The sequence below is a fragment of the Prosthecobacter sp. genome, from assembly GCF_044236155.1.
Lineage (GTDB): Bacteria > Verrucomicrobiota > Verrucomicrobiia > Verrucomicrobiales > Verrucomicrobiaceae > Prosthecobacter.
In genome coordinates this window covers 116778-135980 of the sequence record NZ_JBIIHA010000014.1, presented here as the reverse complement: position 1 = coordinate 135980, position 19203 = coordinate 116778, and the positions used below count along the sequence as shown (strand labels likewise).

Here is a 19203-nt window from a genome sequence, read left to right as displayed (position 1 = left end):
ACACAAGGCTGCCTCCTGCGCACGCCCAAATCCTCCGCACGGCTCAACACCATCGAGTTCAAACGCGGTGATACTGCGACCATCGAGCTGGTCTTTTACGCCAACTCGCAGCCCGTGCTGCTGGAACCCGGCCACGCCATCCGCTTCGCCATCAAACGCCAGGGAGAACACGATGGCGAGCCGCTGGTCTTCACAGCCACGTTCACCGAGGACACAGATACCAGGACTTACACCGCCTCGCCTTCGTTCAACACGGCTCCACTCACCGCGCTCTTCGCCTCGCCCAACGCGCCCGACCGCCTCGACTTGATGGGCGAGTTCTCGTTGCGCAACGGCGATGATACCCACGGCTGGGTCTCCAGCCAGACCTTGAACGTCTGCGTGTTCAACGACGTGATCCGCGGCAACGAGGGCGAACCAGGCTCCCTCATCGACGCGGAGCAATCCTGGCAGTGGCTGCTGGCCTCCCTGGCCGCGGGTGCCAACGTCTCACTCACGCCTGATTCGGTGGCTCGCGTTGTGACCATCGAAGCTACGGCTGGCGCATCCGGGAATGGCTGGACTCCGCTCTTTGCGATTGTGCATGATGGCGAACGCCGCGTTCTGCAACTCACCTCTTGGGTTGGTGGCACTGGCGATGCGCCGCAAGGCAGCGGTTACTATTTGGGCGACGCGGGTTTGGTGGCAAACATCAGCGATGCCGTGAATGTGCGCGGAGCCGCAGGAGCGCAAGGGGAGCCAGGCACCAATGGGATCAACGGTCTGGATGGACGTGACGGAAACGATGGCATGGACGGTAACAGCGGCTGGAGTCCGCACTTCGCCCTCGTGGCTGATGGTGAACGCCGTGTGTTGCAGCTCACCGCATGGACTGGTGCCAGCGGCAACGCTCCTCAAGGCGCTGGCCAGTATCTTGGTGCCGCAGGCTTGGTGAGCGCACCTGCTGACGCGCTCGATTTGCGCGGGGCTCAAGGCAGCGCCGGCACCAACGGCATCGACGGAATCAACGGCCAGGATGGCACCCATGGCTGGACACCCGTGCTCGCCGTTGTGTCAGACGGCGAACGCCGTGTGTTGCAACTCACCGCATGGACAGGTGGCAGCGGCGCATCGCCAGAAGGAGCCGGGTTCTACCTTGGAGCCTCCGGGCTGGTGGCAAACATCGCCGAGTCACTCGATTTGCGCGGTGCTGCGGGAGTTGCAGGCATGAACGGCATCGACGGAATGAACGGCAGCGATGCCACACCCATCACCAGTATCACCTTTGATGGGACGAACCTCACGATCCAGACTTCAACCGGCCAGAGCTTCGGGCCGTTTAATGTGCGCGGCACCGATGGCACCAATGGCAGTGATGGCGCAAGCGGCACCAATGGCTGGTCTCCCCTGTTCGCAATCATCCAAGATGGCGAGCGACGTGTGCTCCAACTCCAAAGCTGGTCAGGCGGCACTGGAAGCACTCCCGGATCGGAAGGTCATTACCTCGGCGCATCGGGCCTCACGCCCTATCTTTACGAGGCTGTCGACTTGCGCGGTGCTCAAGGCCCTGCGGGCGCGCCTGGCTCCAACGGCGCGGATGCCACACCGATCACCGGCATCAGCTTCGACGGCTACAACCTCACGATTTACACGTCCTCCGGCCAAAGCTTCGGGCCGTTCTATGTGCGCGGAAGCGATGGTGGTCAGGGACCGGCCGGCAGCAATGGCGCTGATGCCACCCCCATCACCCAGATCACTTTCGACGGTTACAACCTCACCATTTACACCTCCTCCGGCCAGAGCTTCGGCCCGTTCTTCGTGCGCGGTAATGACGGCAGCAGCGGTGTTGATGGTACATCCGGCAACAATGGCTGGTCCCCTTTGTTCGCTATCATCGACGACGGCGACCGGCGTGTGCTCAAATTGCAAAACTGGGCCGGAGGCAGCGGCAGCACACCGGGGTGGGAAGGCTATTACATCGGCCCGTCAGGGTTCACCCCTTATGCGTATGAGGCCACTGACATCCGTGGTCCGCAGGGCAACGCAGGCGAACCGGGCACCAACGGAGCCGACGCCACCCCCATCACCAGCATCGAATTCGACGGCTCCAACCTTACGATCCACACTTCCTCAGGTCAGAGCTTTGGTCCGTTTTACGTGCGAGGTAATGACGGTCCTCCCGGCGCTGATGGAAGTTCAGGCGGCAACAATGGCGCGGATGGCGCCAACGGCTGGAGTCCCGTGCTTGCCGTCGTGCAGGATGGTGAGCGACGCGTGCTGCAGCTCCAAAACTGGTCAGGGGGCGGCGGCAGTTCCCCGGGCAGTGAGGGCAGCTATCTCGGCCCTTACGGCCTTACCTGGACGATTGCCGAGGCGGTGGACATCCGCGGCAACCTCCAACCGCTGCCGCCCATCGACAACGTGAACAGCGGCACGGCGTTGAGCGGGAGCGACACTGTGGACATTGCCCAGCTTGAGGCCCAGATCGCCGACCTGCAGACCAAACTGCAGCAGGTTCTCGACCGCCTCCGCTCCCACAACCTCATCAGCGTGAACTAGGACTGCCTCGGAAGTTCGTTGCGCAACGAGATCACCTCGCGGTCTTTTGATGGCGGCTTGATGTCTCCCAAGCACCATTGATCTCATGATCCTGAGGAATCAAATGGCCGTAGTGCTGCTCAACCACATCCACGCCATCACCAAGCCAGCGGGCCACTTTGTAAACCGATGTCCCGCGCGAAACGTGAAGGCTGGCAAACGTTCGGCGCAGATCATGAAACGTGAGCCAGTCAAAGCCACAGCGTTTCGCCAAACTGTCGAAAGCCTTCCTGAAGTCATACCGATAGCGATAGCTTCCCTTCACAATGTTTGGCTCAAGCATGAAGGGCTTGCGCAATCCATATGCTGAGAGCCAGGTGCGAAACTCCTCCGTCAGAGGAATGGTCCTGTTATCGCGATCCTTGGGCTGAAACGTTGGCGTCGCCTGGACATGCAGCAGTCCAGCCTCCATATCAAACCATCCAGGCCGCGCTTCGATGATCTCCAGCTTGCGCAACCCGGCGTGCAAACCGCAGTAGATGGCAAACTTCAATCCTTCGTTGTGACACTCATCCAGCAGCAAGCGCGCCTCAGCTTGAGTCAGGAAGTTGCGCCGTTGGCGCATCACCAATTTGGGAACCTTCACCGAAGTTGTCACGTCGGTGGCAATCTTGCCGCGCTCGATCATCCATTTGAACCACAGATGAACGACATAGAGATACGCGACAGCCGTGTGAGGGTTGATCGCCTTGCGGCTTTCGAACCATTTTCTGATTCCAGCGCTGGTCATGTGGCGCGGACTGGCCGCCCCGATAAAGTTGGCAACCGAACGCAAAATGTATCTGCGTGAGGACAGCGTGGACTCCGACAGGCCATCTCTGCGCTTGCTGGAAATGTAGCCGGCGATTTCCGTTTCACAGGATTCCATTTCTTCACGAACCTGGGTCTCGGCACGCGCAATGATCTCCCGTGCCTTGATGATGGCATCGCTCTCGTTGTCAGTGCCAAGCGCAATGCGCATCTGGGGTGAACCGGGAACTGGAGTGAAGCGAACCCACCACGTGGAACGACGTTTGAACAAGCCTTTCATATCCCCGGAACCATAGTCAAAAGATGACAGAGTCCGGTTGAATGGAAGGTGCCTTGGGGTGCTCTCGTCTGGCCGCGCTGAAGTGAGCGTGTGCTAAAAAGTGTGTGCTAAAGTGTGCTAAAATGGGGTCTGCGTGTGCTAAAACCAGTGTGCTAATCTTAGCACGAACTGCACAAATTGCTTATACCCCTCGTTTCGTAACTCGTTGATTTCGAGTGAAACAAACTGGTCGGGCTGGCGAGATTCGAACTCACGACCTCTTGCACCCCATGCAAGCGTTCTACCAGGCTGAACTACAGCCCGACCTTGTTTGACTTCCCTCCGCCGGAGCCGCGTTGGGGTGGCTGCCGTTGGAGAGGGACGCATTCTGGACAGAGCCGCTGTCTTTGCAACCGAGATGTTGTCCAAGATGGCACGGAAATGAAAAAAGCACGGGGACCGCAGCCCCCGTGCATTCAACAACACTTCACCTGGCGAAAAGAATCAACGCACGCACCGACGGCGGCGCATTGCCACCAGCGCCAACCCCGTGAAGCCGAGCAACGCACGCGAAGGCTCAGGAACCGCATGCACGCTGATTCCGGATACAGTCACATTGCCATCTCCGGCTGTTAGCCCCTCATGACCCGTAAGAAGTAGCGGCGTGCCTGTCGGGCTGTCCACAGCCGAAATGAACAGCATGCTCTCCGGCGAGGTCAGTCCGCTGGCCGCCGTGTTGGTGTAGCCGACAAAATACGGGTTGTTGGGATTGGTGATGTCATACATCAGCAGACCGTTCTGGCGCTCCATGCCGATGAATGCATACATGTTGCTGCCGATCTGACCAATCGAAAGCGCCTCTGGCTCCGGGCCTTTGTCGTCAGAACGCGTGTCAAAATTCGTCGCGCTGCCACTGTTCATGTTGTGCAGTGTCGGATCCAGTCCCGCCAACAAAGACTCCAGGCTGCCACTGTCCCAGACCAGCGCCCCGGTGTCCGCATTCCAGATGCTGAATGAACGCGTTCCGATCATCACCGCCTCGTCAATTTTGCCATCCCCAGCTGTTCCGCCGTTCGCGCCAGTGTCACCGTCAAGCCGGGAAACGTTGAGGCGGCCTAGTTCACCATCAGCCCTCACTCCCGTCTGCGTTGTGGGGAATATGCTTGTGTCCAGGATGTTGTTCATGCTGTCGTTTCCTGCGATGTCACCAAAACGGCTGACGTCTCGGTCATCCACACGGGCGTCGCCTTCATTCACGGTCACCAGGTACTTGTTCGCGCCAATCGTCACTCCCTTCACCGTATCCGGCATCGGCAGGCCTTTGACGGTGTCGTTAATGCTGCGCAACGTTGTACCACCGGCACCATCGCGGTCGGACGCGTCGATCGTCTGCGTCAGCGTGCCGAGACTCTTCACTGAAGTCCATTTGTTCAGCGTGGTGTCAAAGGTGGCGATCGCATTGTTCTCCTGCAGCGTGACGTGGATCTTGTCCCCGATCATCGCAGCAAATTCTGGCTCCATGCCCTTGTAAAAATCCACGTCGTTATAAACCAGGGGATCATTGAAATTCGGCACGCTGCCAATGAAGGTATTCGCTGTGCCCAGAGCTGCGATGCTTGAGTTGCGGATGCCTTGCAGCGTCACTCCAGTGTCGAGATTTGCACTGGAGAAATCAAACGTGGAGACGGCCGCATTCGTCAGTGCTGAAGCCTGCACGGTGTTTGTCACGCCGGAGAGATTGATGATGCTTAGAGAACCGGGGGCGTTACCGCTGGTGGAGGGGTTTGTAGCACCTGCATTGAACTCGCCCTCATTGACCACGATCAACTTGGATCCATCGGCGGAGAAACTTATGCTGTCAGGATGAAAGCCGACATCCAGTGTCGCCAGCACACGGCTGCCACCAGAAAAACCGGCGGTGTAGTCGTAGAGCACCACTTTGCCGGCCGTGCTCGTGTTCGCGGTCGGAATGAGTGCCGCAGCACCAAATCCACGTCCGAGCGGATCGGCCGCCACGCTGCTCAGGCCGCTCATGTTGGCCGAATCTCCACCAAAGGTGGCCTTCAAGTCGATAAACGCACGCTCGCTGAGCGCTCCGGCGCTGGAGAGGGTCATGATCTGCACGCCAAAGACATCGTTTGTGTTTGTCGTGTGATTGAGTCCCACCGTGCTCAGCAGAGTGTTTTCGTGCGTTGTGTAGGAGAGGATTTCAGAGCCACCGGGGCGGGCCACGTTGCCCTGCTGGTAGGTGTTCAGGAGAGTGAACGCTTCCGCGTTCATCGTGGCGATGAGTGATACTAGAGTAATGGCGAGGATTTTGGATTTCATGTTCGGAAGGGAATGAAAGGCGGTCGGTTTTTATCGTCCGCACTGGCGCTGTCGAAGAAGCTTGCGCAACAATTCTGCCATGTGGCAAATCCGTCACTTTCGCTTGTTTGAAGCACCTCTTCTCACGTCCATGAGAAGGTTCCGCATGCAACGGCCCGTTCCTTTTCCATCGCTGCCAATTCGTCGTAAACGCCGCTCCAAGTTGCCGGTTACCGCCACGGTTATGTTCGCGTTGTTCACCGCGTTCATCGTGTTCTCCTTAATTCGTGGACGCGAGAAACCCGTCACTGACGACCTCATCATTCTGCCACCAGCTCCCGCCTCCAACTCAAAGCCCGCTGTCCCCGCTGCAAAACCACCTTCCAGCGCCATGGTGACGGCTTCTACCGTTTTTACCGGCAAACAAGCTTCGGCTCCAAACAGTGCCAAGCCACAGGCGATCAAATCGCTCAAGGCCATGCCTGCCGCTGAGGTGCGCGAGGAATTTGAAATGGCCGCCTCCGTGCTGCGCCGCTATTTCCAAAGCCCCACTGAGGGCGAATTGCAGAAACTGCTGCGTCATCCCGAACTGACTCTGCCGCGTTATCGTGCCTGGAACTTGAAGCGGCGCGTCGTTCCCGCCATTCCTCTAAAGGTCGGACCGCAATTCGGTGTGAGCGGCAGTCTCTTTATCACCAGCGTGAAGCTGGCGGACGGGTCCTCACGGCTCGCCGCACTGGAGCACACGGATCAGGGCTACCGCCTCGACTGGGAAAGTTTCTGTGCCTGGGGAGAACGAACCTTCAACGATCTTGGCTCCCTCAGTGACGGGGAGACCGCGATTCTGCGCGTCACGGTCAAACCCTCCAGCGCCGCGCCTCCGGTCTCCGCTCCGGCGTCCGCGTTCACGCTTTCTCATCCCGACGAGCGCGCCACGCTCGCCGCCTATGCCATGGAGGATGTTCTGGAACGCTCTAAAGCGGGGCGCGCACTACGGCGCACCAGCGGCGGCATGTTCACCGTGCGTCTGGCCGTCGGTGAAAAGGACAAGAAGAGCGGCTGGGCGAGGATCGCCGAAGTCGTCTCCGTCGGCTGGGTGGAGGAACTCTCCGCCCGTTGAGTGGAAGCAAGACGTCGCAGTGCTTGCCATCCGGGCGGCGCTCTCGTAAAACCAGCGGGATATTTTTCACCGCATGGTCACCATCACGATCCAGGAACTCACAAAGCGATTCAGCGGCAGCGTCGTCCTCAGCAGCGTGAACCTCCAGATCGAGTCCGGCGAGCTGTTCTTTCTGCTCGGCCCCAGCGGCTGCGGCAAAACCACCCTGCTGCGTCACATCGCCGGCTTCTACCGGCCTGACGAAGGGAAGATCTGGTTCGATGACGAGGACGTGACACGCCTGCCCGCGCACAAACGCGGCACCGGCATGATGTTTCAAAGCTACGCGCTCTGGCCTCATCTGAATGTCGCGCAAAACGTCGCCTTTGGCCTCGAAGAGCGCAAAAGACCTCGCAAGGAGATCGAGCATCGCGTCGCCGAGGCCCTCGACCAGGTGAAGCTCGGCGGACTCGGTTCGCGCAAGATCCAGCAGCTCTCCGGTGGCCAGCAGCAGCGAGTCGCGCTGGCTCGTGCGCTCGTCATTCGCCCGAAATGCCTGCTTCTCGATGAACCGCTCTCAAACCTCGATGCGAAGCTGCGTCTGGAGATGCGCAGTGAGATTCGCAGCATCTGCAAGCAGCACGGTCTCACGGCGATCTACGTCACGCATGACCGCGACGAGGCTCTCAGCATGGCCGACCGCATGGCGATCATGGAAAGCGGCAAACTCGCGCAGGTCGGCACGCCCGCCGAGGTGTATCGCAATCCCGCCTCACGCATGGTGGCCGAGTTCATCGGTGAAACGAACTTTGTCGAAGGCCGCGCAATGCGTGAGAGCAGTTGGGCCGGCTTTTTCGATGTGGAGACATCGTTTGGCGTGCTGCGCGGCCGCACCGACGGATCCTGGCAGCCCGCCGCCGGCCAGCCGGTTGTTTTGAGCATCCGGCCAGAGGCCATGACCTTTGCCAACCTCACCGACTCACCCAACCGCTTCCCTGGCCACATCGTGGACACCACCTACCTCGGCGCGACCGTGCAATACCTGATCCAGGTGGAGAACGGCCCGCTCATGAAGGTCTGCGAGATCAACCCGCAGGAAATCCGCCCGCCCTCCGCTGATGAATGCCGGGCAATGGCCGCGATGACCGATGTCGTGATCCTGCGCAAATGAAGGCGTTGCTCCAACATCCGCACACGCGGGCGTTTGTCGATTGGCTGCACCACTGGCGCAAAGAAGTCGCGGTGGTCCTGGCGATGCTGCTCACGCTGACGGGCCCCTTTTTGCTCAAACCGGCCCAGAGCACGGCTCCCGCGCATTACGACCGCCGGCTCGTAATCATCAGCCCGCATCATGACCGCATCCGCGAGGAGTTCGGGCAGGCGTTCGCCGCGCATTGGAAAAAGAACACCGGCCAGACGCTCTTCATCGACTGGCGTGTCCCCGGCGGCACGTCCGAGATCGCCATGCTGATCAAATCGGAGGCCACCGCCGCGTTTCAGCAGCACTGGCAGCGAGATTTGAAGAAGGCTTGGTCGCCTTCAGTCGCGCAAAACTGCCTGAATGCGAAAGCACCGCCCGATGATGAGGCACGCAAGGCTTATCTCGCGTCCAACGTCGGCACCGGCATGGATGTGTTTTTCGGCGGTGGCGCGTATGATATCGAGCAGCAGGCCAAGGCGGGCACACTTGTCGCTGGTGATGGCGAAAAGACCGGCATCAGCGGCTTGATGAAAAAGCACCCGGACTGGTTCGGCGAAAAAGGCATTCCCGAAAAACTCAGCGGCGAGCCGTTTCGCGATTCCCAGGGCCGCTGGTGCGGCGCGTGCCTCTCGAGCAGCGGCATTGTTTTCAATCGCGACGTGTTGCGCCGCCTCGGCATCACGGCGGATCCTGACTCCTGGGACGATCTCGCCGACACACGCTACTACGGCCAGATCGCGCTCAGCGATCCTGGCAAGAGCGGCTCCGTGACGAAGGCGCTCGAAATGCTCATCCAACAGCAGATGCAGATCGCGATTGACCGTCTGAAGGCGAATCCGCCGCCAAAACTCACGCCTGAGCAAATCGAAGCGCAGGGCGTGGCGGAGGGCTGGAACGAGGGGCTGCGCCTCATCCTGCGCATCAGCGCGAATGCGCGCTATTTCACCGACTTCTCGACGAAAATTCCGCTCGAAGTCGCCAAAGGTGACGCCGCCGCGGGCATGTGCATCGACTTCTACGGCCGCTCCGCCGAGGAGGATGTGCGCAAGGCCGATGGCACCTCGCGCGTCGGTTTCATCGCGCCGCTTGGCGGTACTTCCATCAGTGTCGATCCCATCGGCCTGCTACGCGGCGCGCCCGATCCCGAACTTGCCACCGCCTTCATCGAATTCGTGCTTGGAGAGCCAGGACAAAAACTCTGGAGCTTCCGCTCTGGAGAGCCCGGCGGCCCGAAGCAACATGCTCTGCGCCGCCTTTCGGCGCGGCGTGATCTTTACACACCAGAGAACACCGCCCGCATGAGCGATGGCAAGGAGGAGCCCTTCGAGAAGGCGAAAGCGTTCACCTACCATCCGGAGCGCACCGCCTCGGCCTTCAGCGCCATCCGTTTCCTCGTGCGTGTCATCTGCGTCGATTCACACGACGAACTGCATGCCGCTTGGAAGGACATCATCGACAACGGCATGCCTGAACGCGCCGTCAAAGTGCTCGAAGACCTTACCCGCGTGAAATATGAGGCCGCCACGGGCAACATCTCCAAAATCCTTTCCGCACGGGACAAAGCCCAGGAAACCCGCCTCGCCCGCGAGCTTGGCGACGCCTTTCGCACCCAGTTCATCCGCGCCGGCACGATGGCAAGGCGCGGCATGTAGCAGCAAGCAGCGTTACCAGCGTGATCCCGCCGACGAATGACGAAACCAGAATGATGAATGACGAAACAATGCCCAATGACCCAATCCCGGTTCACCATGCGAGCCTCGGGCTGCATTCGTCATTCTGAATTCATCATTCGGCATTGCCCTCATCCCCATGTCCAAATCCATCTCTTTCCTGATCTTCCTCGTGATGACCGCGTTCTTCGCGTGTTTCTTCGCGTATCCAATCTGGGCAGCGCTCGAGTCGGCGTTCCGGGGTCCGGATCACAAATTCACGCTCGAATACGTCTCCGAGGTGTTCATGAACGAGTTGTATCGCGAAGGCCTGTGGAATTCGTTCATCATCGCGGTCTGGACGACGTTCGGCTCCCTCGTCGTGGCGCTGCCGCTGGCGGTGTGTTACGTGCGGTTCGCGTTTCCTGGCCGGTCGCTGCTGAATTCGCTCGTGCTCATGCCGATGATCCTGCCGCCCTTTGTGGGCGCGATTGGCATTAAGGCCATGCTGGGCCAGGCGGGCGCGCTGAACAGCTTCCTCATCAACCTGGGCCTCATGGACGCCGCGCATCCAGCGGACTGGCTCGGACAGCATCGCATGCTCGGCATCATCATCATGGAGGTGCTGCATCTTTACCCGATCATCTACCTGAACACGGCGGCGGCGCTGTCCAATCTGGACCCCGCCATGGAAGAGGCCGCCGCCAACCTGGGCTGCAATGCCTGGAACCGCTTCTGGCGCGTCACGCTGCCGCTCATCATGCCCGGCGTGTTCGCCGGAGGCACCATTGTGTTTGTGTGGTCGTTCACCGAAATGGGCGTGCCACTGTTGTTCGATTACGACCGCGTCACCGCCGTGCAGGTCTTCCGCACCATCAACGACCTCAGCGGAAACCCCTTCCCTTACGCGCTGGTGGCCGTCATGCTCGTCTTCAGCACGCTCTTCTACCTCACGAGCAAGCTGCTTTTCGGCAGTTCCAACGCCAGCGGCGGCGGACGCGCCACCACGGGCCGTGAAACGATCACGCTGTCCGCCTGGCTCGGGTGGGCCTGTACCGCGTTCTTTGCGTTCGTCACTTTCCTTGCCGTGCTGCCGCACCTTGGCGTCGTGGCCTTGTCATTCTCCAAAGACTGGTATGGGACGGTCATTCCGCATTCACTCACGCTCGCTCACTATCACGACGCTCTCGGCCATGAGCTCACCCTGTCATCCATCGCCAACAGCTTGAAATACTCGGCGCTCGCCATGCTTGTGGCGCTACTGCTCGGCATCGGCGTGGCCTATGTCTCGGTGCGCACGCGCATCTGGGGCCGGCAAATCCTCGATGCGATGGCGATGCTGCCGCTCGCCGTGCCAGGCATCGTCATGGCCTTCGGTTATCTCGCCATGACGCGTGAAGGCCAGCCCTTTCACTGGCTCATGCTCGGTGAGGATCCGCTCCTGCTGCTCGTCATCGCCTATGCGGTGCGTCGTCTGCCTTACGTCGTGCGCTCCGCCGCCGCCGGATTCCAGCAGGTCAGCCCCACGCTGGAAGAAGCCGCGCAAAACCTCGGCGCGCGCCCCGAAAAAGCCCTCTGGCGCGTCACCCTACCGCTGGTGGCTCCGAATCTTGTCGCTGGCGGCCTGCTGGCATTTTCCTTCGCCATGCTCGAAGTCAGTGACTCCATGATCCTCGCCCAGCAAGCCGCGCATTTTCCGATTACAAAGGCAATTTACTCGCTCGTGCTCGCCCTCGGCAACGGGCCGAATCTAGCCTCGGCGCTCGGCGTGTGGGCCATGATCTTCCTCGCGGTGACGATCCTCGGCGCGGGTGTGATCCTCGGCAAAAAACTCGGCGCGTTGTTTCGGGGCTAGCTGGAAGCCCTCGCGCCATCCGCACTCGCAGCCGTTTTTTCGCGCCAGCGATAGCGAGCAGTCCAAGCATTCGCTTTTCGTTCCACCACATCGGCGATGATCTCGCCCATGACAGGGGTGAATTTGAACGCGTGGCCGGAATCTCCGGCGGCAACGATCAAGCCCGGGTGTTCGGAATCGTGGTCAATCCAGAAAGCACCGTCGAAGGTATCGCAGTAAAGGCAGACACGCGTGGAATGCAGCGGTGCGTCGGCCAGCGGTGGAAAAGTCTCGCGCAGGAAGGTCCGATAGCGCTCCTCTTCGCCTGCGGGCAGCGAACGCGGGTCATTCGCATTCACGCGGCGCCCTGGGCCGTGGTTGGCGACCTTGACGAGGCCGTCCACGTTCGCAGGAAAGCCATACCAGCCGGTTTTGCCAATGTCCGCGCCCCAGACGGGAAACTGTGGCGGTGTGAAGAGGCTTGGATCGCGTGGTTTGAAATGAAACACCGTCTGCGCCGTGGCCCACATCACGTCTTGCAGATGCGGCAGCAGCGCGGGCGTCCACGCACCGGCCGAGACGAGGACGTGATCTGCCTGCCAATGGATGCCGTTGCTGGATGAAATGCCGGTGCAGCGTGCACCAGCAAAATGCGGTTGTGGATCGGCAACGTCCTCGATGATCTCGATGCCCGCGGCGCGCGCCTCGGCAGCGAGTTTGGCAATGACGCGCCCGCTTTCGACCCAGCCGCCGACAGGGTTCAAATAACCATCACGATAAGCCGTGTGATTCCATGCGGGGTGGAGTTCACGCAACATCTCCGAGGAAGTGCGGCGGAGTTGATGACCGCGTGAAACAAGAAACTGACGACTGTCGTGCTCAAAGCCGCCGGTTTGCACTTCTTCCCGCGACATGACGAGGAAGCCGACCTCGTGATACAAATCCTCTCCCCACCGCGCATTCCACTCACGCCAGCGTTCGATGCTGCGCTCCCCCATGGCCGTGTGCTGCTCGTCCTGCGCGTAATCCATGCGCACGACCTTGCTGATGTCGGTGGATGCGGCATCAGGATGCGGAAGACGGCCCTGATCGATCAGTGTGACCTTCCAACCGCGTGATCGCAGTTCGAGCGCCGCCGTGAGGCCAAAGCAGCCGCCGCCGAGGATAAGGATGCAGGAGGACGCACTCATTCGTGGTGGATGCATTCAAACACTGCTCCGCCGAGCAGACGCTCGCCGTCGTAAAGTGCACAGATTTGCCCCGGAGTCAGCGCACGCTGCGGTTCACGGTATTCGAGTTCGGCGCGGCCATCACCGAGCGGGCGAAAAACGGCGTCGCCCGCAGGACAGCGATAGCGCGGTTGGGCCTGAAGCAGGCGCTCGACATTCAGCGGCTCCCCTGTGCTCGAAATCGAATGCAGCACCGCTTTGCGTGCCCAGAGCAGCGGTGTGTCCGCACTTTCGATGGCGACGACGAGCTCGTTCGTCTGCGGTCGTTTGGCGACCACCACATAAGCCTGCTTGTGCAAAGGACTGGCGACTCCGTGACCTTTGCGCTGCCCGAGCGTGTAAAGATGCAGCCCACGATGCTCGCCCAGCACTTTACCTTCGAGGTTTACGATGGGGCCTGGCTTGTCCGGCACGAAGGTGCGCAGGAAGTCCTCCATCTTCACCTGGCCGATGAAGCAGATGCCCTGGCTGTCTTTTTTCTCCGCCGTTTTGAGGCCAAACTCGCGCGCGAGTTCGCGCAACTCCGGTTTGAGCAGATGCCCGATGGGAAATTCCGCGATACGCACCTGCTCCGGCCGCATCATGGCGAGGAAATACGTTTGATCCTTGTTCGGGTCAGCGCCACGCAGGATGTAATCGCCTTCCTTGCGTGCGTAGTGCCCGGTGGCGATGGCCTCAAAGCCGTTCTCGTGAGCCCAGTCCCACAGGACGCCGAATTTCATCTCGCGGTTGCACATCACATCAGGATTCGGCGTGATGCCGGCCTGGTAGCCATCGAGGAGGTATTTCACGACCTTCTCGCGGTATTCGGTCATGAGATTGACGACGCGGAACGGGATGCCGAGCTGCTTTGCGACCGCCTCGGCATCCACAATATCCTCCTCCCACGGGCAATGGCCGATGATGTTCTCCTCGTTGATCCAGTTCTTCATGTAAACGCCGGACACGTCATGCCCAGCGCGGACGAGCAGCGCGGCGGCCACGCTGCTGTCCACACCTCCGGACATGGCGGCGAGAATCTTCATGCCGCGAGATTCCACGGCTGGAGTCATGCGTCAACGAAGAGGCGCGCGCCGGGAACCCGCACGCGCGCCTCAAAACACTCTTTTTCGTCCGGATCAGCTCTTCTGTCCGACAAACTTGGCGTCACCGAAGCCGAGAATCGGGAAGAAGATGGGGCCGAGCAGCCACAGACCAACGCCGAAGCCTCCGCCCTTGCCGAAATTCTTCGCCAAGCCCAGCGAGACAAGCAGGGAGATGATGAAGTTCACGAAAGGAATGATGAAGAGAATGATCCACCAGACGGGTTTGCCCGAGATCTTGAGCAAAACAATGATGTTGTAGATGGGAATGAGGCATGCCCAGCCGGGTTCGCCTGCCTTTGCAAAAACCTTCCAAACCGCGGCGATCATGAAAATCACGAGGGCCAGTATGATGAGTGTCGGTACCGTCCCGAGGCTTCCCTGGGCGGAGTATTCAAAGCTGGTGGCGCTTTCTTGCAACATGGGCAGCAATTTGGTGATCATAATTGAATGTGTTGTTGTTGGATCCTCTCGAAAAGATGCTTTCGGGACAGATTTCCGATCATGTCAGCAAAAACCCCGCCAGATGGCAAGACCCATTCTTGGAACCTGCGGTAAAATCCAATTCAAAGCCCCAGCTTGATCTTTGCAGTCGGCGCATTCAGATGAGGCATGGCAAAGTTCGAAAAGACTCCGACAGGTGAATTCCACTCCGGCTACGGCTGCGTCATCATTGCGGCGGCGGTCGGCGTTTTCGGTTTCATCCTGTGGTGGGGCTATCATTCGCTCACCACGATGGACCGCGAGTTTGCCGCCATCGCGCAGGAGCAGCCGGTGAAACTGGCGGACGTGCCACCGCAGCCTGATTTGGACAAAAAGATCGCCGGCTTTGCAGCGGCGGCGACCGCAGGCAAACCAGCGTCGCTCAAACTCTCCGCAGCCGAATTAAACGTTCTGATCGTCACCGCTCCGGACAGCGGCAACGGCACCTACAAGGACATGCTGCGCGTGAAGGCCTTCGATCCGGCCAAAAGTGTGATCACCACCGATTGCAGCCTGCCGATGAACACCGCGAAGTTCTGGGAGGATAAGAAACGCTACCTCGTCGGCGAGATCGACTTCCATTGTGAGATCACCGAGGCGGGCCCCGATGCGAAGGTGCATTCCGTTCGCGTGCCGGGCAAAACACTGCCGGACGGCATGATCAGCGGCATGCAGAACTACGGCTATGTCGTTCCTTACCACACGCATCCACAGATCGGCCACGTGTTGAAGGCGGTGAAGCAGGTGAAAGTCGAATCCGATGGCGTGGTGCTCTCAACGACCAAGGAACCGTGAACACCGAACTCCCTCAGCATCCGAACCCGTGGCAGACCGTTTCGACCCGTGAAACCTATGCCAACCCGTGGATTCGCGTGCGCGAGGATCAGGTGATCAAGCCGACCGGTGGTCCGGGCATCTATGGCGTCGTGGAATACAAGAACATCGCCGTGGGTGTCATCCCGCTGGACGCGGAGGGTTTCACATGGCTCGTCGGCCAGTGGCGTTACTGCCATGGCCGCTATGAGTGGGAGATCCCCGAAGGCGGCTGTCCGGCGGGTGAATCACCTGCGGAAGCGGCCCGGCGCGAGTTGCTGGAGGAAACCGGGATCGTCGCCGAAAAGATCGAGCCCCTGCTCACCGGCATCCAGCTTTCCAATTCCACCACGAATGAAGTTTGCGACATCTTCATCGCCACCGGCCTGACCCATGCTCAAGCGCAGCCGGAGGACACCGAGCAGCTCGAGGTTCTGCGCCTCCCCCTCACCGAGGCCATCCAGATGGCCCGCAATGGCCGCATCCGCGACAGCGTCAGCGTTCTGGCGCTGCTGGCGGTCGAGGGACGCCCGCCCCCGAAAGAACACTGAATCCCCCTTTGACAGAGGGGATGAGGCATGTATTCTCGCGCCCCTTTTCCCCCAGGGATCGTCGTCATGGCAACCACACAAGTCATTCTCAAAGAAAAAATCAAAGGTCTCGGAGCCGAGGCTGATGTCGTCAAAGTGAAGCGCGGCTTCGCCCGCAACTTCCTTCTCCCTCAGGGCAAGGCCTATGAGGCTTCCCAGGGCAACCTCCGCCACACCGAGCGCCTGAAGGCCATCCGTGCCGAGCGCGAGGCCAAGGAAATGGCCGAGGCCGAAAAGCTCTCCAGCAGGCTCAAGAAGGTGAAGCTGAAGCTCACCTTGGCCACGGGCCAGGGCGGCAAGGCCTTCGGTGCCATCACCACCATGGACATCGCCAAGGCGATCTCCGAGCAGGCCAGCGTCGAAATCGACCGCCACCAGATTGTGTTGGAGCGCCCGATCAAGAACACCGGCAGCTTCGAGATCGATGTGAAGCTCGGCTACGACATCACCGTCACCGTGAAACTCACCGTCACCGCCGCGGGCGAAGCTCCTGCCGCCGAAGGCGAGGAAGCCGCCGCCGAGTAAATCCCTCCAGTTCATTCACAAATAGCCGCCTGGTGAAAGCCGGGCGGCTATTTTTTTGCCTTTTGGAGACGAATGACAGCGCCATTTCCCGCCTTGCCTCGTCTTGCTGACTCATTCATAGACAGCTGGTGAAATCCCACCTTCCCAATCATCCAACACAGCTATACTTCATCCGTCATGGCGAGGTGGAGGAGAAGTATCACAAGGTCTTTGGCGGGTCGCGCATCGACATGGCGCTGTCGCCCTTGGGATTGAAACAGGCGGACGCTGTGGCGGCGTGGCTGAAGGACACAACGCTGGACAAGATCTATGCGAGCCCGATGCAGCGTGTGCGGCAGACCCTGGCGCCGACAGCATCCCAGCGTGGCATGCAGCCCGAGTTCCTGCCCGGATTGCGGGAGATGGACTTCGGAGACTGGACCGGGCACCGCTGGGACCAGGTGCAATCGATCTTCGGCGTAAGCGCGTTTGACTGGCTGGAGATCATCGAGGCGAACAGCATTCCGAATGGCGAAACGATCGAGAGCCTGCGTTCCCGGGTGCAGGAGTGCCTGATGCACATCGTGAACGCACATCCACACCAGAAGGTGGCTGTTTTTTGCCATGGCGGGATCATCCGGGTGATGATCGCCCTGCTACTGGACATGCCGCTGATGCGCATGGCGCATTTCAACATCGAATATGGAAGTATCAGCGTGGTGGAGCTGCTGCCGGAGCGGAAGCACGCGGTTGAGATCGAGCTGCTGAACTTCCAGCCGCCGATCTGACCATGCATTTCAGAAATTGAGCGCCTTGAGCTCGGGGAGGACGAATTTGCCGTCCTTGCGGATGAGCTGGCCGTCGAAGCGGATTTCGCCGCCGCCGTATTCGGGACGCTGGATGCAGACGAGGTCCCAATGCACCTGGCTGCGGTTGCCGTTGTCGGCGGGGCCCTCGTAGGCCTGGCCAGGGGTGAAGTGGAAGCTGCCGGCTATTTTTTCGTCGAAAAGGATGTCACGCATGGGCTCCTTGATCTCGCGATTGAAGCCAATTGCAAACTCTCCGATGTAGCGGGCGCCTTTGTCGCTGTCGAAGATCTTGTTGATCGCCTCGGTGTTGTTGGCGGTGGCCTTGACGATTTTTCCCTTCTGGAATTCGAGCCTCACAGTGTCAAAGGCAATGCCCTGGTAGATGGTGGGAGCGTTGTAGCTGATGACGCCTTCGACGCTATCTTTGACCGGGGCGGAGAAACACTCGCCATCGGGAATGTTATGGTTGCCGCCACATGCGATGGCTTTGAGTCCCTTCAAGCTGAAGCGCAGGTCGGTTCCGGGGCCGGTGATGTGGACGTTCTCGGTCTTGTCCATGAGCTTTTTGAGGGCGTTCATGGCTGGCAGGAGGGACTCGTAGTCGAGCAAGCAGACGCGGAAGAAGAAATCCTCGAAGGCCTGTGTGCTCATGCCGGCCTGCTGGGCCATGGAGGAGGTGGGCCAGCGGAGAACAACCCAGCGGGTTTTGCCGACGCGCCAGTTTTGCACGGGTCGGAGCTTTTTCATGACCATCTTCATCTTGTCCGGCGGCACATCGGCGGATTCGGTGATGTTGTGACTGCCGCGCACAGCGATGTAGCAGTCGGTCTGCTTCATGAGAGCGAGGTTGTTCTTCGCGATGAGGTCGTATTGCTTCTCGTCGGCGTGGATCATCTGTTCGCGGGTGATCACGGCGTCGTTGATGCGCACCATAGGCGTGCCGCCGGCGGCGACGACCTCGCGGATGAGGCTCTGGCCGACGGTGTTCGGCACGTCGAAGAGATCGATCCAGACGAAGTCGCCTTTTTTGACTTTGGTGGAGTAGCGGACGAGCTGGCGGGAGAGGGCGTCGATTCGTGGGTCGTGCATGGTGGCGGGAATTGTGGCGGAAAAGACAGCGGCTGGCAAAAAGGATTTTATGATGAATGATGCACGCATGACGCGTCTGCTGATTCCGCTTTGGTGCCTGGCATTTCCATTCATCACACATGCTGCGACGCCCGGCTGGGTGAAGGATCTAACCGTGGAGGCCGCAGGTCCGCACCGGAATGTGCCGCCGTGCGAAATCCAATACACGCTCGGCTGGAACAACTGGATCACCGCCGGGAAGGCATCCCTGAGAGTACGGGAGGCGGAAGGCTTCTTGCGTGCCGACGCCACGGCGGCGAGCACGGGCTTCGCGCGCACGCTGTGGAAGTATGACTGCGACATGAGCTCGATCATCCACCGCGCCGACTTGAGAGCGCATTTTCTCCAGCACAGCGAGACGGACAGCGCGGAGACCTGCCGTTACCGGGTTTCCTTTGGCAGCAGGCAGGTGGTGACGGAGACACTGGTGCAGCCGAACAAGGGGACACCGACGATTTCGACAGCCGTCTGCTTGTTCGGACCGATGGAAGACATTTTATCGGTGATCCTGCATGTTCGGAGCCAGGAACTGAGGAACGGGCAGAAAATCACGCGTGTGGTGCAGCCATGGGACAAGCCCTATCTGACGACGTTTCATGTCCTGGGCCGTGAGACGCTGACGTTTGGAGGGAAGAAGCAGCCGTGCATTAAAATCGGGCTGCAGATCCGGAAGATCGACCGTGAATCACTGGCGCTGAGCGCCTACAAGAAGATGAAGACGGCGACGATCTGGGTTTCTGATGACGACTTGCGCGTTCCCGTCGAGATGCACGCGGATATTTTCGTCGGCTACATGTCCGCCCGGATGAGCGGGATGAAATTGCTGGATGGCGGTGATGCGAAAGCATCTTTGCCCGCGGACATGATGGTGAAAGCACCGGCAAAGTGA

The 19203-nt window shown here is 60.0% G+C and carries 15 protein-coding genes, 1 tRNA gene and 1 pseudogene; 10 read left to right on the top strand and 7 right to left on the bottom strand.

What is annotated here, in order from left to right; translation table 11 throughout:
- Positions 1–2538: pseudogene (locus ACILSE_RS13795) on the top strand (hypothetical protein); the annotation flags it as partial.
- 31 nt (positions 2539–2569) lie between these two features.
- On the opposite strand, the gene ACILSE_RS13790 reads toward ACILSE_RS13795, so the two are convergent.
- From ACILSE_RS13790 to ACILSE_RS13780, 3 genes are all read right to left on the bottom strand, one after another.
- Entirely contained in the window at positions 2570–3607 is a 1038-nt protein-coding gene (locus ACILSE_RS13790) for a tyrosine-type recombinase/integrase (protein WP_395717986.1), read from the bottom strand.
- Between the two features lie 226 nt (positions 3608–3833).
- Positions 3834–3910, bottom strand: a tRNA-Pro gene (locus tag ACILSE_RS13785).
- Positions 3911–4090: 180 nt separating this feature from the next.
- Positions 4091–5914 carry a choice-of-anchor I family protein gene (locus tag ACILSE_RS13780; protein WP_395717985.1) on the bottom strand — a complete coding sequence of 608 codons (1824 nt, stop codon included), beginning with the start codon at positions 5912–5914 and terminating at the stop codon, positions 4091–4093.
- 250 nt (positions 5915–6164) lie between these two features.
- Here ACILSE_RS13780 and ACILSE_RS13775 point away from each other — a divergent pair, with 250 nt between their 5' ends.
- The 4 genes from ACILSE_RS13775 to ACILSE_RS13760 all read left to right on the top strand — a co-directional run bounded on the left by ACILSE_RS13775 (position 6165) and on the right by ACILSE_RS13760 (position 11697).
- A complete protein-coding gene (locus ACILSE_RS13775; protein WP_395717984.1) occupies positions 6165–7013 on the top strand; it encodes a hypothetical protein in 849 nt (282 codons plus the stop codon).
- 73 nt (positions 7014–7086) lie between these two features.
- Entirely contained in the window at positions 7087–8163 is a 1077-nt protein-coding gene (locus ACILSE_RS13770; RefSeq protein ID WP_395717983.1) for an ABC transporter ATP-binding protein, read from the top strand.
- Entirely contained in the window at positions 8160–9845 is a 1686-nt protein-coding gene (locus ACILSE_RS13765) for an ABC transporter substrate-binding protein (protein ID WP_395717982.1), read from the top strand. Before ACILSE_RS13770 ends, ACILSE_RS13765 begins: the two co-directional genes overlap by 4 nt.
- 157 nt (positions 9846–10002) lie before the next feature.
- Positions 10003–11697 (top strand): ABC transporter permease, encoded by a 1695-nt coding sequence (locus ACILSE_RS13760; protein WP_395717981.1) that lies wholly within the window; start codon positions 10003–10005, stop codon positions 11695–11697.
- On the opposite strand, the gene ACILSE_RS13755 is transcribed toward ACILSE_RS13760, so the two are convergent.
- The 3 genes from ACILSE_RS13755 to ACILSE_RS13745 form a co-directional block, all read right to left on the bottom strand.
- Positions 11694–12866, bottom strand: coding sequence for an FAD-dependent oxidoreductase (locus ACILSE_RS13755; protein ID WP_395717980.1), 1173 nt, complete (start codon positions 12864–12866; stop codon positions 11694–11696). The genes ACILSE_RS13760 and ACILSE_RS13755 overlap by 4 nt on opposite strands.
- Complete coding sequence (mnmA, locus tag ACILSE_RS13750; RefSeq protein ID WP_395717979.1) at positions 12863–13930, bottom strand: tRNA 2-thiouridine(34) synthase MnmA; 1068 nt, start codon at positions 13928–13930, stop codon at positions 12863–12865. The genes ACILSE_RS13755 and mnmA overlap by 4 nt, the downstream gene beginning before the upstream one ends.
- A gap of 93 nt (positions 13931–14023) precedes the next feature.
- On the bottom strand, positions 14024–14431 hold the full coding sequence (locus tag ACILSE_RS13745) for a DUF5684 domain-containing protein (RefSeq protein WP_395717978.1): 408 nt from the start codon (positions 14429–14431) through the stop codon (positions 14024–14026).
- 168 nt (positions 14432–14599) lie between these two features.
- Between ACILSE_RS13745 and ACILSE_RS13740 the strand changes: the two genes are divergently transcribed.
- From ACILSE_RS13740 to ACILSE_RS13725, 4 genes are all read left to right on the top strand, one after another.
- Positions 14600–15265 carry a hypothetical protein gene (locus ACILSE_RS13740; RefSeq protein WP_395717977.1) on the top strand — a complete coding sequence of 222 codons (666 nt, stop codon included), beginning with the start codon at positions 14600–14602 and terminating at the stop codon, positions 15263–15265.
- Positions 15262–15834 (top strand): NUDIX domain-containing protein, encoded by a 573-nt coding sequence (locus tag ACILSE_RS13735; RefSeq protein WP_395717976.1) that lies wholly within the window; start codon positions 15262–15264, stop codon positions 15832–15834. The genes ACILSE_RS13740 and ACILSE_RS13735 overlap by 4 nt, the downstream gene beginning before the upstream one ends.
- A 66-nt stretch (positions 15835–15900) precedes the next feature.
- Positions 15901–16398, top strand: a complete 498-nt coding sequence (gene rplI / locus ACILSE_RS13730; protein ID WP_395717975.1) for a 50S ribosomal protein L9 — start codon at positions 15901–15903, stop codon at positions 16396–16398.
- A 128-nt stretch (positions 16399–16526) separates the two neighbouring features.
- The gene (locus tag ACILSE_RS13725; protein WP_395717974.1) at positions 16527–17165 is read left to right on the top strand and encodes a histidine phosphatase family protein; all 639 of its coding nucleotides are present in this window, start codon (positions 16527–16529) and stop codon (positions 17163–17165) included.
- A 9-nt stretch (positions 17166–17174) separates the two neighbouring features.
- On the opposite strand, the gene ACILSE_RS13720 is transcribed toward ACILSE_RS13725, so the two are convergent.
- Positions 17175–18275, bottom strand: coding sequence for an aminopeptidase (locus tag ACILSE_RS13720; protein WP_395717973.1), 1101 nt, complete (start codon positions 18273–18275; stop codon positions 17175–17177).
- A 67-nt stretch (positions 18276–18342) separates the two neighbouring features.
- Here ACILSE_RS13720 and ACILSE_RS13715 point away from each other — a divergent pair, with 67 nt between their 5' ends.
- The gene (locus ACILSE_RS13715) at positions 18343–19203 is read left to right on the top strand and encodes a DUF3108 domain-containing protein (RefSeq protein WP_395717972.1); all 861 of its coding nucleotides are present in this window, start codon (positions 18343–18345) and stop codon (positions 19201–19203) included.